At 46.5% G+C, this 25619-nt stretch carries 22 protein-coding genes, 9 tRNA genes and 3 rRNA genes; 3 read left to right on the top strand and 31 right to left on the bottom strand.

Going from position 1 to position 25619, the window contains the following annotated elements; all coding sequences use genetic code 11:
• Positions 1-4: 4 nt before the first annotated feature.
• The 4 genes from AC2EXB_RS03260 to AC2EXB_RS03245 all read right to left on the bottom strand — a co-directional run bounded on the left by AC2EXB_RS03260 (position 5) and on the right by AC2EXB_RS03245 (position 1596).
• Positions 5-265: a metal-sensitive transcriptional regulator gene (locus AC2EXB_RS03260; protein ID WP_235198229.1), complete on the bottom strand. Its 261-nt coding sequence runs from the start codon at positions 263-265 to the stop codon at positions 5-7.
• An 82-nt stretch (positions 266-347) separates the two neighbouring features.
• The gene (locus tag AC2EXB_RS03255) at positions 348-731 is read right to left on the bottom strand and encodes a DUF302 domain-containing protein (protein ID WP_246809674.1); all 384 of its coding nucleotides are present in this window, start codon (positions 729-731) and stop codon (positions 348-350) included.
• 174 nt (positions 732-905) lie between these two features.
• Complete coding sequence (locus AC2EXB_RS03250) at positions 906-1121, bottom strand: hypothetical protein (protein WP_235198227.1); 216 nt, start codon at positions 1119-1121, stop codon at positions 906-908.
• Positions 1122-1260: 139 nt separating this feature from the next.
• Complete coding sequence (locus AC2EXB_RS03245) at positions 1261-1596, bottom strand: hypothetical protein (RefSeq protein ID WP_483603606.1); 336 nt, start codon at positions 1594-1596, stop codon at positions 1261-1263.
• Between the two features lie 201 nt (positions 1597-1797).
• Between AC2EXB_RS03245 and AC2EXB_RS03240 the strand changes: the two genes are divergently transcribed.
• Entirely contained in the window at positions 1798-2385 is a 588-nt protein-coding gene (locus AC2EXB_RS03240) for a TetR/AcrR family transcriptional regulator (protein WP_483603604.1), read from the top strand.
• Between the two features lie 46 nt (positions 2386-2431).
• Here AC2EXB_RS03240 and AC2EXB_RS03235 read toward each other — a convergent pair whose 3' ends face one another.
• The 6 genes from AC2EXB_RS03235 to groES all read right to left on the bottom strand — a co-directional run bounded on the left by AC2EXB_RS03235 (position 2432) and on the right by groES (position 8717).
• Entirely contained in the window at positions 2432-3199 is a 768-nt protein-coding gene (locus tag AC2EXB_RS03235) for an aquaporin (protein ID WP_483603603.1), read from the bottom strand.
• 203 nt (positions 3200-3402) lie between these two features.
• Positions 3403-4248: a DegV family protein gene (locus AC2EXB_RS03230; RefSeq protein ID WP_483603601.1), complete on the bottom strand. Its 846-nt coding sequence runs from the start codon at positions 4246-4248 to the stop codon at positions 3403-3405.
• A 220-nt stretch (positions 4249-4468) separates the two neighbouring features.
• On the bottom strand, positions 4469-5443 hold the full coding sequence (locus AC2EXB_RS03225; protein ID WP_483603600.1) for a tRNA dihydrouridine synthase: 975 nt from the start codon (positions 5441-5443) through the stop codon (positions 4469-4471).
• A 212-nt stretch (positions 5444-5655) separates the two neighbouring features.
• A complete protein-coding gene (locus AC2EXB_RS03220; RefSeq protein WP_483603599.1) occupies positions 5656-6594 on the bottom strand; it encodes a GAF domain-containing protein in 939 nt (312 codons plus the stop codon).
• Positions 6595-6765: 171 nt separating this feature from the next.
• On the bottom strand, positions 6766-8397 hold the full coding sequence (gene groL / locus AC2EXB_RS03215; protein ID WP_235198202.1) for a chaperonin GroEL: 1632 nt from the start codon (positions 8395-8397) through the stop codon (positions 6766-6768).
• Between the two features lie 35 nt (positions 8398-8432).
• Entirely contained in the window at positions 8433-8717 is a 285-nt protein-coding gene (gene groES, locus AC2EXB_RS03210; RefSeq protein ID WP_052653086.1) for a co-chaperone GroES, read from the bottom strand.
• Between the two features lie 194 nt (positions 8718-8911).
• On the opposite strand from groES, the gene AC2EXB_RS03205 reads away from it, so the two are divergent.
• On the top strand, positions 8912-9709 hold the full coding sequence (locus AC2EXB_RS03205) for a lysostaphin resistance A-like protein (protein WP_483603598.1): 798 nt from the start codon (positions 8912-8914) through the stop codon (positions 9707-9709).
• Between the two features lie 100 nt (positions 9710-9809).
• Here the strand turns inward: AC2EXB_RS03205 and tatC are convergent, their stop codons facing one another.
• The 3 genes from tatC to AC2EXB_RS03190 form a co-directional block, all read right to left on the bottom strand.
• Positions 9810-10577, bottom strand: a complete 768-nt coding sequence (gene tatC / locus AC2EXB_RS03200; RefSeq protein WP_235198200.1) for a twin-arginine translocase subunit TatC — start codon at positions 10575-10577, stop codon at positions 9810-9812.
• Between the two features lie 12 nt (positions 10578-10589).
• A complete protein-coding gene (gene tatA / locus AC2EXB_RS03195; protein WP_052653090.1) occupies positions 10590-10784 on the bottom strand; it encodes a twin-arginine translocase TatA/TatE family subunit in 195 nt (64 codons plus the stop codon).
• 91 nt (positions 10785-10875) lie between these two features.
• Entirely contained in the window at positions 10876-11508 is a 633-nt protein-coding gene (locus AC2EXB_RS03190; RefSeq protein WP_235198198.1) for a redox-sensing transcriptional repressor Rex, read from the bottom strand.
• A 128-nt stretch (positions 11509-11636) separates the two neighbouring features.
• On the opposite strand from AC2EXB_RS03190, the gene AC2EXB_RS03185 reads away from it, so the two are divergent.
• Positions 11637-13577, top strand: coding sequence for an ABC-F family ATP-binding cassette domain-containing protein (locus AC2EXB_RS03185; protein ID WP_483603596.1), 1941 nt, complete (start codon positions 11637-11639; stop codon positions 13575-13577).
• 357 nt (positions 13578-13934) lie between these two features.
• Here the strand turns inward: AC2EXB_RS03185 and tsaD are convergent, their stop codons facing one another.
• The 18 genes from tsaD to AC2EXB_RS03095 all read right to left on the bottom strand — a co-directional run bounded on the left by tsaD (position 13935) and on the right by AC2EXB_RS03095 (position 25580).
• Complete coding sequence (gene tsaD / locus AC2EXB_RS03180; protein WP_235198197.1) at positions 13935-14954, bottom strand: tRNA (adenosine(37)-N6)-threonylcarbamoyltransferase complex transferase subunit TsaD; 1020 nt, start codon at positions 14952-14954, stop codon at positions 13935-13937.
• Positions 14947-15402: a ribosomal protein S18-alanine N-acetyltransferase gene (rimI, locus tag AC2EXB_RS03175; protein ID WP_235198196.1), complete on the bottom strand. Its 456-nt coding sequence runs from the start codon at positions 15400-15402 to the stop codon at positions 14947-14949. Before rimI ends, tsaD begins: the two co-directional genes overlap by 8 nt.
• Positions 15399-16094 carry a tRNA (adenosine(37)-N6)-threonylcarbamoyltransferase complex dimerization subunit type 1 TsaB gene (tsaB, locus tag AC2EXB_RS03170; RefSeq protein ID WP_483603593.1) on the bottom strand — a complete coding sequence of 232 codons (696 nt, stop codon included), beginning with the start codon at positions 16092-16094 and terminating at the stop codon, positions 15399-15401. The genes rimI and tsaB overlap by 4 nt, the downstream gene beginning before the upstream one ends.
• A complete protein-coding gene (gene tsaE / locus AC2EXB_RS03165; protein WP_235198194.1) occupies positions 16091-16543 on the bottom strand; it encodes a tRNA (adenosine(37)-N6)-threonylcarbamoyltransferase complex ATPase subunit type 1 TsaE in 453 nt (150 codons plus the stop codon). The genes tsaB and tsaE overlap by 4 nt, the downstream gene beginning before the upstream one ends.
• A 137-nt stretch (positions 16544-16680) precedes the next feature.
• A tRNA-Asp gene (locus AC2EXB_RS03160) sits at positions 16681-16753 on the bottom strand.
• A 12-nt stretch (positions 16754-16765) separates the two neighbouring features.
• Positions 16766-16881 (bottom strand): 5S ribosomal RNA (gene rrf / locus AC2EXB_RS03155).
• Positions 16882-16962: 81 nt separating this feature from the next.
• Positions 16963-19897, bottom strand: a 23S ribosomal RNA gene (locus AC2EXB_RS03150).
• Between the two features lie 206 nt (positions 19898-20103).
• Positions 20104-21653: ribosomal RNA gene (locus AC2EXB_RS03145) — 16S ribosomal RNA — on the bottom strand.
• The 16S, 23S and 5S rRNA genes sit together here with 9 tRNA genes alongside, the layout of an rRNA operon.
• A 241-nt stretch (positions 21654-21894) precedes the next feature.
• Positions 21895-21968, bottom strand: a tRNA-Gly gene (locus tag AC2EXB_RS03140).
• Positions 21969-21999: 31 nt separating this feature from the next.
• Positions 22000-22076: transfer RNA gene (locus AC2EXB_RS03135), tRNA-Arg, on the bottom strand.
• A gap of 9 nt (positions 22077-22085) precedes the next feature.
• Positions 22086-22171 (bottom strand) — tRNA-Leu (locus tag AC2EXB_RS03130).
• 120 nt (positions 22172-22291) lie between these two features.
• Positions 22292-22366: transfer RNA gene (locus AC2EXB_RS03125), tRNA-Gln, on the bottom strand.
• A gap of 6 nt (positions 22367-22372) precedes the next feature.
• Positions 22373-22448 (bottom strand) — tRNA-Asp (locus tag AC2EXB_RS03120).
• A 3-nt stretch (positions 22449-22451) separates the two neighbouring features.
• A tRNA-Met gene (locus tag AC2EXB_RS03115) sits at positions 22452-22528 on the bottom strand.
• Positions 22529-22627: 99 nt separating this feature from the next.
• A tRNA-Glu gene (locus AC2EXB_RS03110) sits at positions 22628-22702 on the bottom strand.
• Positions 22703-22706: 4 nt separating this feature from the next.
• Positions 22707-22781 (bottom strand) — tRNA-Asn (locus AC2EXB_RS03105).
• A 92-nt stretch (positions 22782-22873) separates the two neighbouring features.
• On the bottom strand, positions 22874-23326 hold the full coding sequence (locus AC2EXB_RS03100) for a SprT family protein (protein WP_483603592.1): 453 nt from the start codon (positions 23324-23326) through the stop codon (positions 22874-22876).
• Between the two features lie 88 nt (positions 23327-23414).
• The gene (locus AC2EXB_RS03095; RefSeq protein ID WP_483603590.1) at positions 23415-25580 is read right to left on the bottom strand and encodes a Tex family protein; all 2166 of its coding nucleotides are present in this window, start codon (positions 25578-25580) and stop codon (positions 23415-23417) included.
• Between the last annotated feature and the right edge of the window lie 39 nt (positions 25581-25619).

Below are 25619 nucleotides of genomic sequence, written 5' to 3'. Positions count from 1 at the left end.
TTTCTTATCTGCTTTTAACCAATAGGCTAACCGCATCTTTAACCAGCTGATCTGTGCTTTCACCTTTATCAATGCTGTCCCGTACACATTGCTCCAAGTTCTCACTGACAATAACGCCGATTGCCCGGTCTACTGCGCTTCGCACTGCAGACAATTGAGTCACGACATCGCGGCAATCTTCGTTGTCTTCCACCATACGCAAGACCCCTTTAAGCTGGCCTTCGATTCTTCTTAGACGGTTTTGGACTTGTTTATCGTATTCCATCGTATGATTGCCCCCTTCACTTTCCATTATTTCTATTCAATTTTATACCCCTTTGGGTATGAAATCAATCCTTCAAGCTTTCTTATACCGATTGGTCGATGCAGCCGATCAATCGTTTTTCGATCTCTACAGCGATTTTCTTAATAGAGTCGTTCTGAACCATGCCAGTTAAAGCAGTGGGACGCGGCATACCGATTTTCGTCGTTCCTTTTTCTTCATAGACGACGATTTTGCAAGGCAAGAAATACCCCACCATCAAATCTTCCGACAGCACTTTATTGGCTTCTTCCGGGTTGCAAACTTCCAGTACGGTAAACGGCGTATCAAAATCTGTGCCTTTTTCTTTCAGCTTCGCCGTAAGATCGAAATTCCACAAGACACCGAACTTTTCGCTCTTTAAATTCTCTTCAAGTGCTTGCACCGCTTCATCTCTGCTTTTTGGCGTTTCTACTGTGTAATTGAACATTTTTTCTCCTCCTCTTCTTCTATTCTAGGGCTCAAAATTAAACCCCTATGGGTATATCAACAACTACAGAATAACTCCTTTTTCTTGGAGGCACAACTAATCTGCTTTTCCGGATTTTCCCCTAAAGAAAAAGCACTTCTTTTCGAAAGCTGAAAAGAAGTGCCTGTCATTGTTTTATTCGCCGCGCGGCGCTTTCGGCGGTTGGCATGTATCGCATTTGCGCTGGTTGTTTTTGTTGAACTTCGTGAAAGTCTTCTCAAAATTATTGCCGCAAGAACATTTGAACAGCAGCTTTTGTGAAAATCCGTGGTATTCCGTTGACAGCAATTTGCTGTCGGAGTTTTTCTCTGTAAATTCTCTTATTTTATCGATCGTCCATCGTTTATTCATTCTCTTACACCTCTATCATTTATTTGCAGGCAGAAGCGCTTGGCTTCCGTTGAATTTTGGGTTCATCCGTATTCGTCCTAAGTCCCTTATTATAGCACGGCTTGACCGGCAATAAGAACAATAAATGATTTTCCTCTATTTACGATTTTAAAACGGCTTGGGTATTTTGCGTTTTTCTCTCCAGGAATTTCCCTTTGGCGTAGCCTGAAAAGAAGGTCATGAAGACCATTCCGACGACCAGTATGAAGATACTGCCGCCAAGATAAGCGGAGTCCATATTAAAAAGCACGGCATTTCGGAACCACGACTGGAACGGCAAACCAAATCCCAACAATACGGCAAAAAACACAACTTTCACTTTCCAGTTCTTGCCCTTCATCTTCTTGATCGAGTTATTTACAAAGATGCGCAAGTACGCAAGGGCCATCCCGATTCCCCAGAACATCAATAAATACATTTTAATATCTTCATCCATGGCAAATGCCTTCCCCAGCATCCGACTCCAATTAAAAACGCTGCAATCATCGCTATATGAGATTTCTTCATATTCCATCACCTATTCCGCAAATCCCACTCAACACCCTGTTGATTGGTATACCTTTATTTTAGGCCCCTGCTATAATGAAAGCAATAAACAGAATAGGCACACCTGTTCAGTGGTACGGAGGGGGAACTGATGGCTTCGATTTATGAAGAAATGGCCGAAAAGACGAAAGAGAAAATCCAGCAGCATTTCCTTCAGCTGTTAAAGGAAAAGAACTTCATGAAAATATCTGTCCGTGACATCACCGAAGCGGCGGAGATCAACAGAGGCACTTTTTATCTGCATTACTTGGGTAAATACGATTTGCTGGATCAAATGGAAACGGGATTATTGGAAAACTTGGATAAGCACCTTGAACAGCTGAAGCCGGATTTATTGCTGGAGGAAGCAGAAAAAGGCCGGATTTCGATGAACGCGGTGGAAGTGTTCCGCTATATTCAATTGAACGCCGAACGTTTTCAAATCTTCCTCGGCGAAAATAACCACATCGGCTTTCACAAGCGGCTGAAACGTTTTTTCGTCGATCACTTTGTCGAAAAAATGATGAAAAACGAAAGCTTCTTCAAGGGAGCATCGGTCCCGCAAGATTATTTGTCATCCTTTGCCACTTCCGCTTTTTTAGGGCTCATTGAACAATGGCTGGAAAACGAACTGGCTGAAACACCGGAAGAAATGGCCGAAATGTATATCCAGATCATTTTCTTTATCCGCAATTTATAACGTAAAAAAGGCTGTTTCCCCGGTCCACCAGGGAACAGCCTTTTTGTTATCTGCGGCTTCTGTTCGGAAGAGGACCGCTTTCCCCGTCAATCCGCGAATCTCCCGCCACTTCAAGACCGGTTTCTTCTTTTATATAAAAGAAACTTCTAAACACAAGGGCTGCAAGCGCTGCGCCAATCAATGGAGCGGCAATGAATAGCCATACTTGGGCAAGGGCATCGCCGCCGGCAAAAATAGCCGGCGCCAAGCTTCTTGCCGGGTTTACGGAAGTGCCAGTTAACGGAATGCCAATGATGTGCACAAGCGTCAAGGTCAACCCGATGACGATTCCACCCATATGGGAAGTCGCTTTACTCGAAGTCACACCGAGTATCGCCAGTACAAAGATGAACGTAAGGATGATTTCAACGCCAAACGCACCGAGCAAATTCAATCCGACGGCACTTAAATCACCATAGCCGTTTGCTCCGTATCCTTCAAGGGTAGTCGAATTCGCAGCCACGAATGCAAGAAATGCACTTCCTGCAAATGCTCCTACAATTTGAGCCACTACATACCCGCCAAACTCTTTAGCCGTCAAATTCCCGGACATCCAGACAGCTAGCGAAACTGCCGGATTTACATGGCATCCTGAAATATGCCCGATAGCGTAAGCTGCTGCCACGATCGACAATCCGAATGCAAAAGCGATGGCTAAAACGCCAAGGTATCCATTATCCGTCCCTCCCGAATACCCGCCTAAAACCACAGCCGCCCCTGTTCCAAGAAACACCAAGATAAACGTACCAATGAATTCTGCTAAATACTTCTTCATAGAAACCTCTCCTTTCCTTTAAAAGCCTCATCGCCATAATTAATCTGAACTTTCAAAATATTATAGCATAGCTTTCCCTCCTATAATTTTTATTTAACGATATTTGTCAAAATCATAAAAACCTTTTCCCGGGAATGAGAAAAGGTTTTAGTCAATGTATAGATTAAATTCAGCTTCGGAATTTGAGGACTTTTGCAGCTTCTTTAATAAGCCACCCAGCTCAAACCGGTTGTCCCTTCACCAGCGTGAACCCCTACACAAACACTGAGCTGGACAACTTGCACGTTGAGGTCTGGAAACTCTTCCAAAAGCTCGTTTTTCCAAATTTCTGCATCTGCTGCATTATTGCAATGGTTGACAGCCACTTCCGGTACAGCCCCTTTCGCCATATCTGAACGCAGCGATGAAACGACCCTGTTTTTTGCCCGCTTATTGGAACGGACTTTTTCTTTCAGGACCGTTACTCCATCTTCAAAAGTAATGACCAATTTTATGTTCAGGATATTGCTTAAAAAAGCCTGGGTTCCTGAAACACGGTCGCTTTTGTGCAATTGATTCAAGCTAGAAGGAATAAATGAAAGATGCGATTTAGCTGCCATGCCCTTTAACACAGTCACCACATCTTCTGCCTCTTTGCCCGCAGCAAGCAGCTCGGCTCCTGTTTCAATCATCTTGACCATCGGGAATGATCCAATTTTCGAATCAACGGGGAATACTTTTAAATCGGTCATTTCTGCTGCCGACTGTGCGGTTGCAAAGGTTCCCGAAAGGCCGCTGGACAAATGAAGCGCAATTGCGGAATCATAGCCGGCTGCCTGAATTCTTTCATATAGGGCAATCATTTCGCCAATAGCCGGCTGCGAAGTTTTTGGGGAGACATGCGCCAAGCGCAATTTCCCATAAAATTCTTCCTGTGTAAAATCGATGGACTCTCTATAAACCCCATCTGAAAAAACAACACTGAGCGGGAGTACATAAACTTGATATTTTCGAATAAAATGATCGTTTAATTGAGCGGCTGTATCGGTAATCCAAGCTATTTTTTTCATCTACTAGTTTCTCCTTTAAATGCGATTCCATATCGGAAGCAGCTTTCTGATACGGCTAACTTACCTGACGCACCTGAGGGCCGCTAGTGATAGGTGTCATATACGGATAAACTTTTGAAAGCGCCGACATAATTTGAACTTATTTTATTGTTTTTACCGCAAAAAGATCACCGATCTATGTGCTGCATAGGTCGGTGATCTTTTGATACAGGCAGCTGAATCAACCAACTGCAATTCTTTGTTTAAATGTTTGAAGCAATGCCCGCGCCTCATCCGTCGATTCACTCTTCAGCAATTGGCTTCTGAATTCATCTGCATCTGCAATATTGCTGACATAGATTTTAAAGAAGCGGCGAAGCGGTCTGAACGGCAACGGTTCTTCTTCCGTGGAGTAATAATCATGCAAATCCAACTGCAGCTCTAAAAGCTCAAGCATTTCTGCATCGCTATGCTCGCGCGGCTCTTTTTCAAAAGCGAACGGATTCCGGAAAATCCCACGCCCGATCATGACGCCATCAATGCCGTATTTCTCAGCTAATTCCATGCCTATCTTGCGGTCTGGAATATCTCCGTTAATGGTGATCAAGGTATCCGGAGCAATTTCATCCCGCAGTTTCTTGATTTCAGGGATCAGCTCCCAATGTGCCGGCAAGCGGCTCATTTCTTTCTTGGTCCGCAAATGGATCGACAAATTGGCGATATCCTGCTCGAGCACATGCGAAAGCCAAGCTCTCCATTCCTCTACACTCGTGTAGCCAAGGCGGGTTTTGACACTGACCGGCAATCCGCCAGCCTTCGCCGCTTGGATCACTTCCGCTGCGTTGTCCGGAAAACGGATCATGCCGCTTCCTTTCCCTTTTGTCGCTACGTTGGATACCGGGCAGCCCATATTAATATCGACGCCTTTAAAGCCCCGTTTCGCCATCCCGATGCTCATCTCGCGGAACTGCTCAGGCTTATTGCCCCAAATATGTGCCACCATCGGCTGCTCATCGGGGGTAAAGACCAATCGTCCTTCTTCACTGAAAACACCGTCCGGGTTGCAATAGCTTTCCGTATTCGTGAACTCCGTAAAAAACACATCGGGACGTGCAGCTTTCGCCACCACTTTCCGGAACACCACATTCGTGACTTCCTCCATCGGCGCGAGTATAAAGAATGGCCGCGGCAAATCACGCCAAAAATTCTCTTTCATATCCAACTTTCAATCCTTTCATCGCGGGGCAAAAAGCACACTCTTTACCCGAAATTCCTCATCTATTAAACGAAACCACATTTTAATTCATCATCGGGTATTTCTTAACCTTAACTAGTTTACACGAGTCAGGCGCCTGTGGAAAGAAACGAATATCGAACATAAAAAACTCTTCACTCGCCAGTTGGCTTGTGAAGAGAAAGGATGTCTTTTCAGAAAAACTTATAAGTATTCTTTCCTTCAGCTTTGGCAAGATACAAAGCTTCATCTGCTTGTTTGAGCAGCGGTTCCAACGCGCCCTTATAATTTGCAGGGTAACTCGCAATCCCTACGCTGGCAGAAAGGGCATAGCCTTGTTCCCATGCACTCAAAGCGAGAATGATCGCTTCTGCTTGTTCATTTATTTCTTCTTGGTCAGAAACACCGGAAAAGTGGATAACAAACTCATCTCCCCCTATTCTAACTACAAAAGCACCCAGCCCGTCCGCTACGAGCCGTTGCAGCCTTGAAGCGACTTCTTTCAAGACTTGATCCCCTTCATCATGTCCACAGAAATCATTTACCTGTTTAAAGCCGTCCAGGTCCAAGTAGTAGATCACGCCACCCGCTTCGGAATGGCTCTCAAAAAACTTAAAAAGATACCGTCGATTATACAAATCCGTTAAAGCATCCCGGAAAGCCAAACGTTCCAAATCAAGATAATAAGAAAACATCCGGACAATTTTTTGCAGCAGCTGAATATTTTTGGGATCGAAGTGGCTGACTTTATCATTGACTGCACACAAGGTCCCGAACTTTTCACCATTTATATGAGAAATCGGCAGCCCTAAATAAGACCGGATTTTCATTTGATCAAGCTTACTTTGAAGCCCTGTCAAACTGCTTTCTTTTTTCGTGTCTTCGTAAACTAAAGGTTCGTTTTCTTGAAAATTAATCCGGTTGCATAAAGTATCGTTAAGGTTTAATACCAATCCTTCCCCCACCACAATACTCGTATCTTCATTCGAAAACTTTAAGATGACTTGCTGCGTATCACTATGAGAAGTCAAATAGATTAAGTGGCCAGGCAAAATCTCTTTCGCCAAATCCAATAAATCATTGGCCAGTTCATTAAAATTCTTATACATTTGCAGTTCTTGAAACGTGGTCATCACATAACACCCCAATTACTAATTGCCAAACCCCCGTAAAGCGGCTGCATTTCATTAATTTTACCATAGATTATGGAATGGCATGGAGCAGCAAAGACAAATAAAAAAACCCTCAACCCTGTCAGATTGAGGGTTGAGGGTTGAGAGTTGAGAGTTTAGTTTGATAAATAATTACATCATGCCGCCCATGCCGCCCATATCAGGCATTCCGCCCATTGGTGCTGCCGGTTCCGGGATGTCTGCAACTACTGCTTCAGTCGTCAAGAACATTGCTGCAACAGAAGCTGCGTTTTGAAGTGCTGAACGCGTTACTTTTGTTGGGTCAACGATTCCTTGTTCAACCATGTTCACCCATTCGCCGTTTGCCGCATTATAGCCGACTCCGACTTCTTCTGTTTTCAGGCGGTGAACGATGATTGACCCTTCAAGGCCTGCATTTGTCGCGATTTGGCGAACCGGCTCTTCAAGTGCACGAAGCACGATGTTGACGCCTGTTGCTACGTCGCCTTCTTGTGTTTCAAGAAGCTCTGCTACGCGGTTGTAGACGTTCACTAACGCCGTACCCCCACCTGCAACGATTCCTTCTTCTACTGCTGCACGAGTTGAGTTCAATGCGTCTTCGATGCGAAGTTTGCGTTCTTTCAACTCTGTTTCAGTAGCCGCTCCGACTTTGATGACTGCAACACCGCCAGCAAGTTTCGCCAAACGTTCCTGCAATTTCTCTTTGTCGAATTCAGATGAAGTTTCTTCCAATTGGTTGCGGATCTGAGTTACGCGGGCAACGATTTTCTCTTGGTCGCCAGCGCCTTCCACGATTGTTGTGTTTTCTTTCGACACAACCACTTTTGAAGCGCGTCCAAGCTGTGTGATGTTCGTTGATTTCAGCTCAAGGCCTAGATCTTCTGTGATCACTTCAGCGCCCGTTAGTGCCGCGATATCTTCAAGCATCGCTTTACGGCGATCGCCGAATCCTGGAGCTTTAACAGCTACTGCGTTGAATGTTCCGCGCAATTTGTTGACGACTAATGTAGCTAGCGCTTCGCCTTCAACGTCTTCTGCTACGATCAACAATGGTTTGCTTTGTTGAACTACTTGCTCAAGGACAGGAAGGATTTCTTGGATATTGCCGATTTTCTTGTCTGTTACAAGAATGAACGGGTTATCAAGAACCGCTTCCATTTTATCTGAATCCGTCACCATGTATGGAGACTGGTAACCGCGGTCGAATTGCATCCCTTCCACAACATCAAGTTCCGTTGTGAAGCCGCGTGATTCTTCCAACGTGATAACGCCGTCGTTGCCAACGCGTTCCATTGCTTCAGCGATCAATTTGCCGACTTCTTCGTCGCCGGATGAAATCGCTGCAACTTGTGCAATCGATTCTTTGCCTTCGATCGGCTTCGAAATCGCTTTTAATTCATTGACTGCGTTTTCCACAGCCATTTCGATTCCGCGGCGGATGCCGACAGGGTTCGCACCAGCTGTAACGTTCTTCAAGCCTTCACGGATCATCGCTTGAGCCAGAACCGTTGCAGTTGTCGTACCATCGCCAGCGATATCATTTGTTTTAGAAGCCACTTCCGCAACAAGTCTCGCTCCCATGTTTTCAAAAGCATTTTCAAGTTCGATTTCTTTTGCGATGGTTACCCCATCATTGGTAATGAGCGGAGAACCGAATTTCTTGTCTAAAACGACGTTGCGCCCTTTTGGCCCCAATGTCACTTTAACTGCATCTGCTAATTTATCTACACCTTTCAGCATCAAGCTGCGTGCATCTTCGCTGAATTTAATATCTTTTGCCATGTTTAGTCTTCCTCCTCAATGTCTATTGAAATGTATTAGCCTAAAATTGCTAAAATATCGTTTTCGCGCAAGATCAAGTATTCGTTGCCTTCATATTTAAGTTCAGTACCTGCGTATTTAGAGAAGATGATCCGGTCGCCTTCTTTGACTTCCAGTTCAGTGCGCTGTCCATTGTCGCGGATGACTCCATTACCTACAGCGATCACTTTGCCTTCCTGCGGTTTTTCCTGCGCTGAACCCGGCAGTACAATCCCGCTTGAAGTTTTTTCTTCCGCTTCTAAAAGCTCAATAATTACGCGATCTCCTAATGGTCTTAACAAATGAAACACCCTCCTCGAATTATCTAAATGTTCTCGATTAGCACTCTCACTACTTGAGTGCTAACCCACTTCTCAGTTTAATAAAATCCAATGTGATTTGCAAGTCAAAACCTTCCGTGTTTTTTATTCTTTGCGGTAATGTTTTGAAACCACTACAATGAAAGAAGAATTCAAAGACGAAAGGAATTGCCTCTATGAAATCAACTTCCCTGCAAAAAAAGAATGGAGACACTTTTTCAAAGAAACCCGCGAAGAAAAAATACGGCCGCAAAATGCCGAAGACTCCTCTCTATATTTTATTGACTTTTATCGTGATCCAGTTAGCACCCGCTCTAGTCGTAGTGCCCACTTATAATTATTTCCTCGGCCAAGGCCTAGATCCCGATACTGCAGAAGCCACCACTTCCGGCTGGCTCATCGTGTCGAGCATGGCCATCGGCTTTATCATCATGATGATTTTCGTTTTGCGCGATAAAAACTTCTTCAATATTTGGAACGGCAAAAAAGCCGGACTCTGGGCATCGATCGGCTGGGGTGTCTTGGGCTTTTTCCTGGTCTATTTCGGACAGATCATCGCCTCGCTGATCGAAATGAAAGTTCTCGGCATCGAACCGGGCTCTGAGAATACGATGTCGCTCGTCAGTGTCGCCGAAGTCGTACCGCTAACGATCTTAGCAATTGTCTTTTTCGGACCTGTCATGGAAGAACTCGTTTTTCGCCGCGTCGTCTTCGGCTCGTTAAACCAAACGACCAATTTCTTTATCGCGACCGCGATCAGCGCGCTCGTGTTTGCGCTAGTCCATCTTGAATTCAGTCACCTGCTCGTTTACTTCTCGACAGGCCTTGTGCTCGCATTCATCTACCAGAAAACAAAGCGCATCATTACACCGATCATCGCGCATATCCTGCTTAATGCTTTCGTCATGCTCATTCAGTTGAACATGGACAAAATCGAAACCTTTACCAAATACTTGGAGGGCCTCCAGCCATAAAGAAAAGCAGAGGTGCCCGTTTAGCCTCGACAAGCTTAAGACCTCGAGAAGCTGGGCACCGGAGCTGGACATAATGAATAAACAAAAAAGCCTTCACGATTTATTCGTGAAGGCCTTGTTTTTGTTCTTCGATGATTAAATTCTGTTCCGCTTTCAAGAACTTGCGGTAGCCGATTTTGGCGATGATGATACTGAATTCATACAGCAGCAACAACGGAACCGTCACCATCATATGGGAAATGATATCCGGCGGCGTGATAAAAGCAGCCAGCGTAATCAACCCAAAATATGCGTATTTCCGGTATTTGCTCATCAACATCGGTGTGATGACTCCGAGACGGGTCAAGAACAGCATCAGCACCGGCAGCTGGAAGACGATGCCAAAAGGCAGCGTAATCTGGAACAGGAACTGGAAGTATTCATTGATCCCGATCGTATCTTGGATATCCAGGTTATCGGATATGTTGAGCATAAACCCGATGACATAAGGGAACAAGATGAAATAAGAAAAAGCAATTCCGCCCAAAAACAGCAGTACGGAAAATGGAATATAGCTTAATGTGACTTTCCGTTCCGTATCATGCAAGCCTGGACTGATAAAGGCCCAAAACTGGTACATGATGATCGGTGAAATGATGACAAGCGCCAATACCATCATGACTTGCATATAGATCTTAATGGGATCGGTTATCTTAAAAGCATTCAGCGTTAAATTTTTTGCTTCTTCGGTGAACTGCAGATACTGGATCAGCGGTTCGGTCAAGAAAAAACTGCCAACGAGCGCTAACACAAAGAAAACGGCGATAATCGTCAGCCGTTTTCTCAGTTCGCCTATATGCTCAACTAAAGTCATGTCTTTTTGGTTCATCAGACAAACATCCTATCGTATTTCCTTTTGCTCTTCTTTCTTCTTCACGTCTGCTGCATCGTCGTCATCTGTCAAACCTTTAGTTGCGTTTTTAAACTCACGCAATGAAGAACCGAAGGCTTTACCGAATTCCGGCAATTTTTTCGGGCCAAAAATGATTAATGCCACAATAGCGATTACTATCAAACTAACTGGACCTGGAGCCATATTAGACACCTCCTGTATTAATGGTTTCATTCTACATGATTCAACCTACTTTGGCTATTTCAAACGGCTGCCCAAATGTGAATTTTTTGAGTCATTGTTGTTTAATTTGATAGATGAGCGTCTGCAGTTCAACCGATAAATCGATAGTCTGAACACGAATATGAGAAGGCACTGCAATCCGGACCGGCGTGAAATTCAAGATGCCTTTGATCTTCGTTTTTGCGAGACGGTCCGTCACTTCCTGGGCAGAGCGGGAAGGGACGGTCAAAATCACCAACTCGATGCCGTATTCCTCAATCTTTTCTTCAATCCGGTCTGGGTGGTACGTATCGATGTCGCTGATCTTCTCCCCTTCTACCGGGCTATTCGAGTCGAATGCCAAGACGATTTTCGTATTATGGTTGCGTTGAAAGTTATATTTTAAAAATGCACTGCCAAGGTTGCCGACACCGACCAATGCAACGTTGGTCGCCTCATCCTGATCAAGCGTTTTGCGGAAAAAGATCAATAGATCCTGGACGTCATAGCCATATCCTTTTTTCCCGAATGCCCCGAGATGCGAAAAATCCCTGCGGATGGTGGCTGAATCGATTTTCATCGCTTCACTCAATTCCTGTGACGAAATGCGCTTCTGGCCAGCATTGGCAAAGTTTTGGAGAAACCGGTAATACAATGGCAGCCTTTTCGTTGTGGCTTGCGGAATTTTTGATGGTTCATGCAACATGCAAGGTTACCTCCTGAGGTCGTATCAAATCGATATTATCTTACATGAGGCGGGCTCATATGTAAAGCTGGCTTGATTGCGAAGCGCCCTTCTGTAGGCTACACTAAGAGAGAATAGAGGTGACCCACATGATAGTATTACAAGTTAATCAAGTCCATAAATCGTTCGGAGCAGACGAAATTCTTTCGGGCGTCAAATTGGAAGTTCAACACCGCGACCGTGTTGCATTAGTGGGCCGCAACGGCGCGGGCAAATCGACTTTATTGAAAATCATATCCGGTGAAATGTCATACGATAGCGGCGACATCATCATGCCGAAAGATCTGACTATCGGCTACCTGGAGCAGCAGACGGACCTTGAAACCGATGCGACCATTTGGGAAGAAATGATGACGATTTTCACACATTTCCGTGAACAAGAAGCCAAACTCCGCAAGCTTGAAGCCCAGATGGCGGATCCAGCCGTCTATGATGAACCGGCACGATACGAAAAAGTCATGCAAGAGTATGATACGCTGCAGCATGATTTTAAAGAAGCCGGCGGTTATCAGTATGAAGCTGACACACGGACCATCCTGCATGGCATGAAATTCTACTCGGAAGATTACCACAAGAAAATCGTTTCGCTGTCTGGCGGCCAGAAGACCCGATTGATGCTGGCAAAGCTTCTCTTAAGCAAACCTCAATTGCTGATCCTCGATGAGCCTACCAACCACTTGGACATCGAAACCCTCAGCTGGCTTGAGAATTACTTAAAGAATTATCCAGGCGCGTTATTGATTGTTTCCCATGACCGGTATTTTCTTGACCAAGTCGTGACGCTTGTCTATGAAGTGTCTCGCCATCGCATGAAGAAGTACACTGGAAACTACAGCCGCTACTTGGATGAAAAGGCGAAGCAATACGAACACGATTTAAAGCAATTTGAAAAACAGCAAAGCGAGAAAGCAAAGCTCGAAGATTACGTCCAGCGCAATCTCGTACGTGCTTCGACCACCAAAATGGCCCAAAGCCGAAGAAGGATTTTGGAAAAGACCGATTGGATGGACGCTCCGGATGGAGATGAAAAATCAGCGCGCTTCGGTTTCAGCATAGAAAAGCAAAGCGGCAATGATGTCTTGAATGTCCGTTCACTTGCAATCGGTTATGGAAATGAGCCAGTGTCCGAAAATATCTCGTGGAAACTCTATCGCCAGGAAAGCTTGGCTTTAGTCGGTCCGAACGGTGTCGGGAAATCCACACTATTGAAGACGATCATGAAAGAACTTGAGCCGCTTGCCGGTGAAATCCATTACGGCACGGGCATCCAATTTGGCTACTATGACCAGGAACAGGCCAATCTTAAAGGCAATAAGCTCCTTTTGAATGAGCTGTGGGACGATTATCCGCATGTGAATGAGAAAGACATCCGAGGCATTCTCGGCCGCTTCCTTTTTTCTGGTGATGACGTGCTTAAACCGATCTCGACACTTTCCGGTGGCGAAAAAGCCCGTGTCGCTTTGGCAAAATTGATGATGCAAAAAGCCAATGTCCTATTGTTGGATGAGCCCACCAACCATTTGGATCTCGACAGCAAGGAAGTCTTGGAAAATGCCCTTCTTGACTATCCAGGTACGATTTTATTCGTTTCCCATGACCGGTATTTCATGAACCGGATTTCGACCAAAGTCATCGAACTGACCCGCGATGGAACGACTGAGTACCTAGGAAACTACGATTACTACCTGGAGAAAAAGCTCGAACTTGAAGAACTAAAAGCGTTGGAAGAAGAGGAATCGAAGACAGCCACTCAAGCTTCTGCGGTCCCCACTACTTCGCAAATAAACAAAGAAGCAAAAAAATTGGAACGCCAATTGATGCGCCAGTCCGAAGAAACCGAATCGGAAATGGAACAATTGGACCTTCAAATCACAGAAATCGAGGAGCAGCTATGCCTTCCCGAAGTTTTCCAAGATCACGAACGGGTATTGCCGCTTCAAACCGAACTAGAAAAGCTTAAAGAAGCCCTTGAAGAGAAAATGGCTTTGTGGCTGGAACTACAAGAAAAGATTGAAAACGTCCACTCTTGACCGTATACTTTTGTATACGGTTTTTCTATTCACTAGATATAGGTCAATACCTTTTAGCGAAATATTTATTTCCACAAAGTTGTTCACAATCTAAAAGCGATAAAATCAACTATCAACAGGTTTATGCACATTATCCACAGAAGGAGAAAATGTTATACACATAGTTTTCCCCTTTCAAGTACACAATATCTGGGTAATCCCCTATTTTTCAGATAGTTATGAACATGTTATACACATTTTGTGCATAAGTACAAATGTTCTCTATTGACAAAATTTATTTCTGTATTCTAAATAAAGTCAGAATTTAAAGGAAAAAGCTCAGCTTTCCCTGATGGATTATCAGGAATGCTGAGCTTTTTAGTTCCAGGATGTCATGGCCATTCCTGGCCGGCCGTTCATCGCCATAGTTCCGCGATGCCCTTTTTCAAACATCACGGTCCCTGCAGCGGCGATCATAGCTGCATTATCTGTGCATAGTTTCAAAGTAGGAATATAGAAAGGGATGCCTTTTTCCTTAAAAGTACCAGTCAAAGACGTTCTTAATCCTTTATTGGCCGCAACGCCCCCGGCCGCTATCACTTGTTTTACTTTATATTGTGTCGCAGCACGGAGTGTCTTCGCCGTGACCACTTCCACTACGCTGTTTTGGAATCCAGCAGCTACGTGCTCCGGCGGTACTGTTTCACCGCGTTGGGCCGCATTATGCATATAATTCAGGACAGAGGACTTCAATCCGCTAAAACTGAAATCATATGAGCCTTCCTCCAGCCAAACCCGCGGAAATTCAACAGCTCCATCACTTTCATGAGCCAACCGGTCAATATGTGGACCTCCAGGATAAGGGAGATTCAAGGTTCTTGCTACCTTATCATAAGCTTCCCCTGCTGCGTCGTCCCGTGTTTCACCGATCACTTCAAAATCTCCATGCTCTTTCATGTAGACCAATTCCGTATGGCCGCCTGAAATCACTAATGCCAGCAATGGAAACTCCATTTCCTGTTCAAGGCGGTTAGCATAGATATGCCCTGCAATATGATGAACACCGACTATAGGCAATTGGTGGGCAAAAGCAAATGCTTTTGCTGCATTTACTCCGACCAATAAAGCTCCGACTAGTCCAGGCCCTTCTGTAACAGCGACAGCACTTAATTGTTTAGGCTCCATATTAGCTTGTGCCAGTGCTTCTTCAATAACAATCGTAATTTGTTCAACATGATGCCTAGAAGCGATTTCCGGCACTACGCCTCCAAAACGTTTATGGCTTTCTATTTGGGACGCCACTACATTGGAAATGATTTCTGTTCCGTTTTTCACAACGGAAGCGGCAGTTTCATCACAACTGGTTTCAATCCCCAATACATAAATATCTTCATTCATTAAAATTCACCCACATCACTATGGCATCTTCGAAATTATCGGTATAATACCGTTTTCGTATGCCACCATTTTTAAATCCTAACTTTCGGTACAAATTCAGAGCCGGTTCATTGCTGACACGTGCTTCTAATGTCATTAGGACTGCCCCTTGACCCTTAGCCGTATCCATTGCAGCTCTCATTAGACGCTCACCTAATTTCTTGCCTCTCTCATCTGGCAGAATGGCGATGTTGGTTACATGCGCTTCGTCTAAAACAAGCCACATTCCGCAATAGCCGACAACTCCTTGTTCGGTTTCAGCCACCACGTAATAAGCATTTTCATTAGTAGTCATTTCGTAGTAAAAAGAATCTTTCGTCCAAGGCAAAGTAAAAGATAATTTTTCAATTTCAAAGACCTGTTCTACATCTTCGATTGTCATTTTTCGAATAGTGACTTCTGAACTCATAGATTCTTACCTTCTTGGCTTTTAAGATAATTGGCTTCCGCTTCCGTAATTCGCTGATACTCTGGAACTGCATGATGGATATCTTGCGACTCCTCTTCTTTTGCTAAGAAGATCAAATTAGAAGCGCGCGGAAGACGGTCTTGTGGCCCACTGAAAAAGGCCGCTTCCCCCAAAGCCTCACGAATGGCTTCTTCATGAATAGCAACATCTATTCCCGTAAACAATACAGATTGTTTCTGTTCTTTTACTCTTACTAAAAATCCGTTTAAATCACTATGCTGATCTTCAATCACCGTTGATAAATCAGAGCCGTCATAAAGACCTGTAAAAACAGTCCCCCTCCGTGCATCCATGATGGGACAGACTAGCCCATCAAAGTATCGGCCATTTGCAGCCAATACTTTCAAACTGGATACTGTATGAAGCGGAATCTTCAACGACCATGCTAAAGTCTTAGCAATCGTCAACCCAATACGGACTCCAGTGTAAGAACCAGGTCCGCTAGCCGCAGCGATATGCGTCAAATCAGCAGGAGAAATTTTTGCTTTTTTCATCATTTCTTCAACGGCAGGCATTGCCGTTAAAGAATGATTAATTTTTAAATTAGTTGTTTCTTCTATTAAAACATTTTCGTCCTTCATTAAAGCAACAGTTAATGGAGAATTTGAAGTATCGATTCCTAGATAAATCATATGTTTAGCTCCTTGCACAGTAATTCATACCGTGTTCCAATTGGTTTCATTTCAATCTTGCGCCCTTCATCTGATAGACGGGTAAGTGTTATTTCCAGACGCTCCGCTGGAAGATACTCTTCGATGAACTGAGCCCATTCGATGACCGACACCGCTTCACTTTCAAACAATTCATCAAAACCGATGTCTTCGTCACTGTCTTCTAAGCGATAAACATCGAAGTGATTTAAATCCAAGCTGCCCTCATATTGTTTTAATATCGTGAAGGTAGGACTGTTGACCATCCGTTTGATGCCCAGTCCCCTAGCAATGCCTTTAGTAAAGGTAGTTTTCCCCGCACCTAAGTCGCCTTCAAGCGTCAAAACATCTTGAGGGTTTAAATGCAGAGCTAGTTTTTCAGCGAAAGCTTCCGTTTCGTTGGATGATCCCACTTCTAATGTATAAATCATTCTTTCTGTCACCTCGATTAAGTCTTACCATAGTTTAGCGAAGATGGTGCAGTAAATCAAAATATAATCTTCCTGCAAATGATTTCTGACATAAAAAAATAAGCACAGCGAGATCGCTGTGCTTACTTGAAAGATTACGGTCCCGACCGGGATCGAACCGGCGATCTCCTGCGTGACAGGCAGGCATGTTAACCGCTACACCACGGGACCAAAAAAAAATCAGCCCAGCGACGTCCTACTCTCACAGGGGGAGACCCCCAACTACCATCGGCGCAAAAGAGCTTAACTTCCGTGTTCGGGATGGGAACGGGTGTGGCCTCTTTGCCATCATCACTGGACTATTTTTTTCAGAGTGACTTGTTCACTCAAAACTGGATATTCGACATTGAATACAGGAAACGCGCGCTTCAGAAAGCAATTTGGTTAAGTCCTCGATCGATTAGTATTCGTCAGCTGCACGTGTCGCCACGCTTCCACCTCGAACCTATCTACCTCATCGTCTTTGAGGGATCTTACTTGCTTGCGCAATGGGAAATCTCATCTTGAGGGGGGCTTCGTGCTTAGATGCTTTCAGCACTTATCCCGGCCACACATAGCTACCCAGCGATGCCCTTGGCAGAACAACTGGTACACCAGCGGTGTGTCCATCCCGGTCCTCTCGTACTAAGGACAGCTCCTCTCAAATTTCCTGCGCCCGCGACGGATAGGGACCGAACTGTCTCACGACGTTCTGAACCCAGCTCGCGTACCGCTTTAATGGGCGAACAGCCCAACCCTTGGGACCGACTACAGCCCCAGGATGCGATGAGCCGACATCGAGGTGCCAAACCTCCCCGTCGATGTGGACTCTTGGGGGAGATAAGCCTGTTATCCCCGGGGTAGCTTTTATCCGTTGAGCGATGGCCCTTCCATGCGGAACCACCGGATCACTAAGCCCGTCTTTCGACCCTGCTCGACCTGTACGTCTCGCAGTCAAGCTCCCTTGTGCCTTTACACTCTGCGAATGATTTCCAACCATTCTGAGGGAACCTTTGGGCGCCTCCGTTACTCTTTAGGAGGCGACCGCCCCAGTCAAACTGCCCGCCTGACACTGTCTCCCACCCCGATCAGGGGTGTGGGTTAGAATTTCAATACAACCAGGGTAGTATCCCACCGACGCCTCCTCCGAAGCTGGCGCTCCGGGCTCAAAGGCTCCTACCTATCCTGTACAAGTTGCACCAAAATTCAATATCAGGCTACAGTAAAGCTCCACGGGGTCTTTCCGTCCTGTCGCGGGTAACCTGCATCTTCACAGGTACTATAATTTCACCGAGTCTCTCGTTGAGACAGTGCCCAGATCGTTACGCCTTTCGTGCGGGTCGGAACTTACCCGACAAGGAATTTCGCTACCTTAGGACCGTTATAGTTACGGCCGCCGTTTACTGGGGCTTCAGTTCGCACCTTCGCTTGCGCTAAGCACTCCCCTTAACCTTCCAGCACCGGGCAGGCGTCAGCCCCTATACGTCACCTTACGGTTTTGCAGAGACCTGTGTTTTTGCTAAACAGTCGCCTGGGCCTATTCACTGCGGCTCTCTCGGGCTGTAACACCCTACCAGAGCACCCCTTCTCCCGAAGTTACGGGGTCATTTTGCCGAGTTCCTTAACGAGAGTTCACTCGCTCACCTTAGAATTCTCTTCTCGCCTACCTGTGTCGGTTTGCGGTACGGGCACCTCCCGCCTCGCTAGAGGCTTTTCTTGGCAGTGTGAAATCAGGGACTCGAGGATGAATCCTCTTGCCGTCACAGCTTAACGTATCAGGAATGGGATTTGCCTCATTCCACGCCTCACTGCTTGGACGCGCACAACCAACGGCGCGCTCACCTTATCCTTCTGCGTCCCCCCATTGCTCAAACGGCGGGGAGGTGGTACAGGAATATCAACCTGTTGTCCATCGTCTACGCCTATCGGCCTCGACTTAGGTCCCGACTGACCCTGAGCGGACGAGCCTTCCTCAGGAAACCTTAGGCATTCGGTGGACGGGATTCTCACCCGTCTTTCGTTACTCATACCGGCATTCTCACTTCTAAGCGCTCCACCAGTCCTTCCGGTCTGACTTCAACGCCCTTAGAACGCTCTCCTACCACGGACCTCAGATGAGGTCCATCCACAGCTTCGGTAATCCGTTTAGCCCCGGTACATTTTCGGCGCAGTGTCACTCGACCAGTGAGCTATTACGCACTCTTTAAATGATGGCTGCTTCTAAGCCAACATCCTGGTTGTCTAAGCAACGCCACATCCTTTTCCACTTAACGGATATTTGGGGACCTTAGCTGGTGGTCTGGGCTGTTTCCCTCTTGACTACGGATCTTATCACTCGCAGTCTGACTCCCAATCATAAATCACTGGCATTCGGAGTTTGTCTGAATTCGGTAACCCGGGATGGGCCCCTAGTCCAAACAGTGCTCTACCTCCAGGATTCTAAACGATTGAGGCTAGCCCTAAAGCTATTTCGGAGAGAACCAGCTATCTCCAGGTTCGATTGGAATTTCTCCGCTACCCACACCTCATCCCCGCACTTTTCAACGTGCGTGGGTTCGGGCCTCCAGTAAGTGTTACCTTACCTTCACCCTGGACATGGGTAGATCACCTGGTTTCGGGTCTACAACTGCATACTCATTCGCCCTATTCAGACTCGCTTTCGCTGCGGCTCCGCCTTCTCAGCTTAACCTTGCATGCAATCGTAACTCGCCGGTTCATTCTACAAAAGGCACGCCATCACCCATTAACGGGCTTTGACTACTTGTAGGCACACGGTTTCAGGATCTGTTTCACTCCCCTTCCGGGGTGCTTTTCACCTTTCCCTCACGGTACTGGTTCACTATCGGTCACTAGGGAGTATTTAGCCTTGGGAGATGGTCCTCCCGGATTCCGACGGAATTTCACGTGTTCCGCCGTACTCAGGATCCACTCGGGAGATCCGAACCTTTCAGCTACAGGGCTGTTACCTTGTCTCGCGGACCGTTCCAGGTCGCTTCGCTTAAATTCGGATTTTGTAACTCCACAATGAGTGTCCTACAACCCCAAGAGGCAAGCCTCTTGGTTTGGGCTGTTCCCGTTTCGCTCGCCGCTACTCAGGGAATCGCATTTGCTTTCTCTTCCTCCAGGTACTTAGATGTTTCAGTTCCCTGGGTCTGCCTTCTCATGTGCTATGTATTCACACATGGATACCGCCCCATTAAAGGCGGTGGGTTCCCCCATTCGGAAATCTCCGGATCACAGCTCACTTACAGCTCCCCGAAGCATATCGGTGTTAGTGCCGTCCTTCTTCGGCTCCTAGTGCCAAGGCATTCACCGTGCGCCCTTTCTAACTTAACCAAGTGGTTTGTTAAAAAGTGGATCCCAATTGGGATCGTGCTTGCATGAATTGCTTGTTTTCATTTGTTTCAATGTCGTTTTATCCAGTTTTCAAAGAACAAGTTTGAAGTCACAAAACAGGCTCACGCCTGAAGGGTGAACCTTCAAAACTGAACGCAAAACGTCAACACAAGATCCGGAGATCTTGTTTCCGAATAAATCCTTAGAAAGGAGGTGATCCAGCCGCACCTTCCGATACGGCTACCTTGTTACGACTTCACCCCAATCATCTGTCCCACCTTCGGCGGCTGGCTCCACTAGGGTTACCCCACCGACTTCGGGTGTTACAAACTCTCGTGGTGTGACGGGCGGTGTGTACAAGGCCCGGGAACGTATTCACCGTGGCATGCTGATCCACGATTACTAGCGATTCCGGCTTCATGCAGGCGAGTTGCAGCCTGCAATCCGAACTGAGAACGGTTTTCTGGGATTGGCTCCCCCTCGCGGGTTGGCTGCCCTTTGTACCGTCCATTGTAGCACGTGTGTAGCCCAGGTCATAAGGGGCATGATGATTTGACGTCATCCCCACCTTCCTCCGGTTTGTCACCGGCAGTCACCTTAGAGTGCCCAACTGAATGCTGGCAACTAAGATCAAGGGTTGCGCTCGTTGCGGGACTTAACCCAACATCTCACGACACGAGCTGACGACAACCATGCACCACCTGTCACCGCTGTCCCCGAAGGGAAAGCCTTGTCTCCAAGGCGGGCAGCGGGATGTCAAGACCTGGTAAGGTTCTTCGCGTTGCTTCGAATTAAACCACATGCTCCACCGCTTGTGCGGGCCCCCGTCAATTCCTTTGAGTTTCAGCCTTGCGGCCGTACTCCCCAGGCGGAGTGCTTAATGCGTTAGCTGCAGCACTAAGGGGCGGAAACCCCCTAACACTTAGCACTCATCGTTTACGGCGTGGACTACCAGGGTATCTAATCCTGTTTGCTCCCCACGCTTTCGCGCCTCAGCGTCAGTTACAGACCAGAAAGTCGCCTTCGCCACTGGTGTTCCTCCACATCTCTACGCATTTCACCGCTACACGTGGAATTCCACTTTCCTCTTCTGCACTCAAGTTCCCCAGTTTCCAATGACCCTCCACGGTTGAGCCGTGGGCTTTCACATCAGACTTAAGGAACCGCCTGCGCGCGCTTTACGCCCAATAATTCCGGACAACGCTTGCCACCTACGTATTACCGCGGCTGCTGGCACGTAGTTAGCCGTGGCTTTCTGGTGAGGTACCGTCAAGGTACCAATAGTTAGTTGGTACGTGTTCTTCCCTCACAACAGAGTTTTACGATCCGAAAACCTTCGTCACTCACGCGGCGTTGCTCCGTCAGACTTGCGTCCATTGCGGAAGATTCCCTACTGCTGCCTCCCGTAGGAGTCTGGGCCGTGTCTCAGTCCCAGTGTGGCCGGTCACCCTCTCAGGTCGGCTACGCATCGTGGCCTTGGTGGGCCGTTACCCCACCAACTAGCTAATGCGCCGCGGGCCCATCCTGCAGTGACAGCCGAAACCGTCTTTCCGTGAAGCCTCAGGAGAGGCTTCAAACTATTCGGTATTAGCACCGGTTTCCCGGAGTTATCCCGATCTGCAGGGCAGGTTGCCCACGTGTTACTCACCCGTCCGCCGCTAAACGCTTGGAGCAAGCTCCAAGTGTTCCGCTCGACTTGCATGTATTAGGCACGCCGCCAGCGTTCGTCCTGAGCCAGGATCAAACTCTCCATTATAGAGTAGTATTGATTGCTCAATGCTGGCGCATCGCCGCCTTTTAAAAAAGACGCACGATTCGCTTTGATCTGGCAAAAGCCTGATCAGTAATGTAGGTCACGGGCACCCGGTGATGGAAGCAGCCTTGCTCCGATTGCCCAAAGGCAACCCTCGCAAAAGCCGTTCTCGCGCCAAGGCGCTCGTGACGTCTTTCGTTGACGTTTTGCTGTTCAGTTTTCAAGGTTCAAAGATTTAAAATTATGGAGCGGGTGAAGGGAATCGAACCCTCATCATCAGCTTGGAAGGCTGAGGTTTTACCACTAAACTACACCCGCATATCGTATTTATATTTTAATCAAGAAATTATGGCGCGCCCGAGAGGACTCGAACCTCTAACCGCTTGATTCGTAGTCAAGTACTCTATCCAATTGAGCTACGGGCGCAATGCGATATGGTGCGGCCGAGAAGAGTCGAACTTCCACGGGATTTCTCCCACTAGGCCCTCAACCTAGCGCGTCTGCCATTCCGCCACGACCGCCTAAAATTATTTTAGGGACAAATTCTATTATAATACATTACTAACTCGAAGTCAATAACTTCTTCTTAACTAATTCGCCGTAGATAATAATCTCATTTGGATTGATTCGGTTGATTAAAATGGCTGGGGTACCTGGATTCGAACCAGGGCATGACGGGATCAAAACCCGTTGCCTTACCGCTTGGCTATACCCCAATAAAATGGCGGTCCCGACCGGGATCGAACCGGCGATCTCCTGCGTGACAGGCAGGCATGTTAACCGCTACACCACGGGACCATTTGGTTGCGGGGGCAGGATTTGAACCTGCGACCTCCGGGTTATGAGCCCGACGAGCTACCGAACTGCTCTACCCCGCGACAATATTATTTCATTCTTTATTAAAGTGCATTCTTTCAAAACTTCTCATTAAGTATGTATTTCACAATAACATTCTATGTAAGATATTTCAAAATAAATGGTGACCCCTACGGGATTCGAACCCGTGTTACCGCCGTGAAAGGGCGGTGTCTTAACCGCTTGACCAAGGGGCCTTAATGGCTCCGAAGGTAGGACTCGAACCTACGACCATCGCATTAACAGTGCGGTGCTCTACCACTGAGCTACTTCGGAATAGTGTTGCAAGAACTGTTTAAGTACTTGTCGACTTTTCTTATTATAAAGAGGTCTTGAGGAATCGTCAACACTTTTTTTCATTTCTTTTATTATTTCAGAGAAAGCTTTCCGGAACATCTGCCGCAGCGGTACCTTTCCACATTCATCCGAATTTTCCGAACGTAATTCGTATTGCATGAAATGCATTCGTATACATAGCGTTTGCTTGAGCTAGTGGCTGGCTCGCGTTGGATGGTTGAACAAAAACGCGGCGAGCCGGTTTGCTGCAGCAACTCTCTAAAATCCGCATCACGATGCTTGTATCCTTTTCCTTCTATATGTAAATGATAATGGCAAAGTTCGTGTTTAATGATTCCTTCCAATTCTGCAAAGCCGAATGTTTCGTAAGATTTGGGATTGATCTCGATATTGTGAGACCGCAGCAAATAACGTCCGCCCGTTGTTTTTAATCTCGCATTAAAACTTCCTTCATGGACAAACGGCTTCCGGAAGACGGTATCTGAGATTTCTTTGATCAGTTCTGTCAGTTCTTTGTTGGTCATCGTAACTCCCCTATTTCGCTTATTCAAATAAAACAGCCGCTTCCATTTTAACAGGAAGCGGCTGTTTGTACATGAGCATTTCTTAACCTTACTCGGTTTGATCTGCCGGAGGAAGCATCGTTAAAGCAATACGCCCTTTGTCTTTTTCCACTTTGTCGACCCAGGCCGTAACAATATCTCCGACCGCGACTACATCAAGCGGATGCTTTACGAACCCTTTTTTCAATTTTGAAATATGGACAAGGCCATCTTGCTTTACGCCGATATCAACAAAAGCCCCGAAATCCACAACATTTCGGACGGTCCCTTGGACTTCCATGCCTGGCAGCAGATCTTCCATTTTCAAAATATCATTTTTCAATAAAGGCTGGGGGAATTCATCACGCGGATCGCGGTTCGGTTTTTTCAACGCGTCTAAAATATCTTTCAGCGTGATTTCGCCGACTCCCCATTCTTCACTGAGTTCATTCAATTGAAGCTTTTCCAACTTCTCGGATATTCGTGGATTGCCGACCGATTTCTTGTCTTCGCCGATCAATTCCAAAAGTTTTTCGGCAATGGCATAGCTTTCCGGGTGGATTCCAGTTGCATCCAAAGGATTCTTTCCTTCTGGGATCCGCAGGAAGCCGATTGCCTGTTCGTAGGTTTTGGCACCTAGACGCGGAATTTTCTTCAATTGCGCCCGTGATTGGAAGCGGCCATTTTCGTCACGCATTTTGATGACGTTCTCCGCCACGGTTTTGCTGAGCCCCGCTACGTACTGCAATAAAGACGAAGAAGCTGAGTTGACGTTTACTCCGACTTGGTTAACTGCGGTCTCGACCACAAAAGTCAATTGGTCCGCTAATTTCTTTTGCGAAACGTCATGCTGGTATTGCCCGACGCCTACTGCTTTCGGGTCAATCTTCACCAGTTCCGATAAAGGATCTTGCAGACGGCGCGCAATTGACGCAGCACTTCTTTCTTCTACTTGAAGATCTGGGAATTCAGCACGGGCAATATCTGAAGCCGAATAAACACTGGCCCCTGCCTCGTTAACAATCACATAAGAAATGTCCGCGCCGGTTTCTGCAATGAAATCCGCAACAAATTGTTCCGTTTCGCGTGAAGCTGTTCCGTTTCCAATCGCCATAATTTCAATCGGATACTTTGAAGCCAACCGTTGCATCGTTTTTTTAGCGCCCGCTTGATCATTCTTTGGCGCATGCGGATAAATTACGGCAACTTCGAGCAATTTTCCGGTTTCATCAATTACAGCCAACTTACAGCCTGTGCGATATGCCGGATCGACGCCGAGCACCATTTTGTTTTTCATCGGCGGCTGCAGCAATAAATTCCGTAAGTTTTCAGCGAAAATATGAATCGCTTGCGCTTCCCCTTTTTCACTTAGCTCCGTTCTGATTTCACGTTCTGCTGATGGTTGGATCAGGCGTTTATAGCTGTCTTCAATCGCCGCTTCTACAATTTCAGAAGATGGGCCCGACGCTTTGATCCATTTGTTTTTCATCAATGTAATGATCCGGTCCACAGGCGGATTGACCGCTACTCTCAACACATCTTCTTTTTCTCCACGGTTAATCGCCAAGATGCGATGCGGCACAATTTTTTGAATGGCTTCTTCATATTCATAATACATTTCAAAAACTTGCTTCTCGTCTGTGTGGTTCTTTTTAGCAGCTGTCGAAATCGTCCCATCTTTTCTCGTCATGTAGCGGACTTTTTCACGAATATCGGCATCATCTGCAAATAGCTCCGCTAATATATCCTGCGCTCCTTGAATCGCTTCTTCCGGAGTCGCCACTCCCGCTTCTTCGCTGACGAATTCTTTCCCTTTCTTCATCGCATCTTCTCGGGAAAAAGCCATTAGCCAATCCCCTAGCGGCTGCAGCCCTTTTTCTTTTGCAATGGTCGCTTTCGTGCGCCGTTTCTGTTTGAAAGGACGGTATAAATCCTCTACACGCTGAAGAACTGTCGCTTGCCGAATCGCTTTTTCCAATTCCTCGGTCATTTTCTCTTGCTCCGTAATCGAGCGGATGACTTCAACTTTTCGCTGCTCCAAGTTTTGGATGTATGTATAACGGTCATCGATCGCTTTAATCTGCACTTCATCGAGTGACCCTGTCGCTTCTTTTCGGTAACGTGCGATAAACGGCACTGTATTGCCGTCTTCGATCAAGTCAATAACTTGGCCGACCTGATTAGGGCGTACCCCTGTTTCTTTTGCAATCAATGCATGGATTTGCTGCATTTCCATTCCAGACACTTCCCTTCATTTCGTAAAAAGCCAGTCCAT

The sequence above is a fragment of the Planococcus alkaliphilus genome (assembly GCF_057031095.1).
Note: the sequence above shows the minus strand (reverse complement) of the source record. Positions and strands in the feature narration are given on the sequence as shown.

Bases quoted from the DNA above. Each gene is read 5' to 3' on its own strand.
- AC2EXB_RS03205 (WP_483603598.1), top strand. From the start codon at position 8,912: ATGAAATCAACTTCCCTGCAAAAAAAGAATGGAGACACTTTTTCAAAG.
- AC2EXB_RS03225 (WP_483603600.1), bottom strand. From the start codon at position 5,443: ATGAAAGAGAATTTTTGGCGTGATTTGCCGCGGCCATTCTTTATACTC.
- AC2EXB_RS03185 (WP_483603596.1), top strand. From the start codon at position 11,637: ATGATAGTATTACAAGTTAATCAAGTCCATAAATCGTTCGGAGCAGAC.
- AC2EXB_RS03220 (WP_483603599.1), bottom strand. From the start codon at position 6,594: ATGACCACGTTTCAAGAACTGCAAATGTATAAGAATTTTAATGAACTG.
- AC2EXB_RS03190 (WP_235198198.1), bottom strand. From the start codon at position 11,508: ATGTTGCATGAACCATCAAAAATTCCGCAAGCCACAACGAAAAGGCTG.
- AC2EXB_RS03245 (WP_483603606.1), bottom strand. From the start codon at position 1,596: ATGGATGAAGATATTAAAATGTATTTATTGATGTTCTGGGGAATCGGG.
- tatA (WP_052653090.1), bottom strand. From the start codon at position 10,784: ATGGCTCCAGGTCCAGTTAGTTTGATAGTAATCGCTATTGTGGCATTA.
- AC2EXB_RS03250 (WP_235198227.1), bottom strand. From the start codon at position 1,121: ATGAATAAACGATGGACGATCGATAAAATAAGAGAATTTACAGAGAAA.
- AC2EXB_RS03260 (WP_235198229.1), bottom strand. From the start codon at position 265: ATGGAATACGATAAACAAGTCCAAAACCGTCTAAGAAGAATCGAAGGC.
- groL (WP_235198202.1), bottom strand. From the start codon at position 8,397: ATGGCAAAAGATATTAAATTCAGCGAAGATGCACGCAGCTTGATGCTG.
- tsaB (WP_483603593.1), bottom strand. From the start codon at position 16,094: ATGATTTATCTAGGAATCGATACTTCAAATTCTCCATTAACTGTTGCT.
- AC2EXB_RS03255 (WP_246809674.1), bottom strand. From the start codon at position 731: ATGTTCAATTACACAGTAGAAACGCCAAAAAGCAGAGATGAAGCGGTG.
- AC2EXB_RS03095 (WP_483603590.1), bottom strand. From the start codon at position 25,580: ATGGAAATGCAGCAAATCCATGCATTGATTGCAAAAGAAACAGGGGTA.
- tatC (WP_235198200.1), bottom strand. From the start codon at position 10,577: ATGAACCAAAAAGACATGACTTTAGTTGAGCATATAGGCGAACTGAGA.
- AC2EXB_RS03240 (WP_483603604.1), top strand. From the start codon at position 1,798: ATGGCTTCGATTTATGAAGAAATGGCCGAAAAGACGAAAGAGAAAATC.
- AC2EXB_RS03235 (WP_483603603.1), bottom strand. From the start codon at position 3,199: ATGAAGAAGTATTTAGCAGAATTCATTGGTACGTTTATCTTGGTGTTT.
- AC2EXB_RS03230 (WP_483603601.1), bottom strand. From the start codon at position 4,248: ATGAAAAAAATAGCTTGGATTACCGATACAGCCGCTCAATTAAACGAT.
- tsaE (WP_235198194.1), bottom strand. From the start codon at position 16,543: ATGATTTATACATTAGAAGTGGGATCATCCAACGAAACGGAAGCTTTC.
- rimI (WP_235198196.1), bottom strand. From the start codon at position 15,402: ATGAGTTCAGAAGTCACTATTCGAAAAATGACAATCGAAGATGTAGAA.
- tsaD (WP_235198197.1), bottom strand. From the start codon at position 14,954: ATGAATGAAGATATTTATGTATTGGGGATTGAAACCAGTTGTGATGAA.
- AC2EXB_RS03100 (WP_483603592.1), bottom strand. From the start codon at position 23,326: ATGACCAACAAAGAACTGACAGAACTGATCAAAGAAATCTCAGATACC.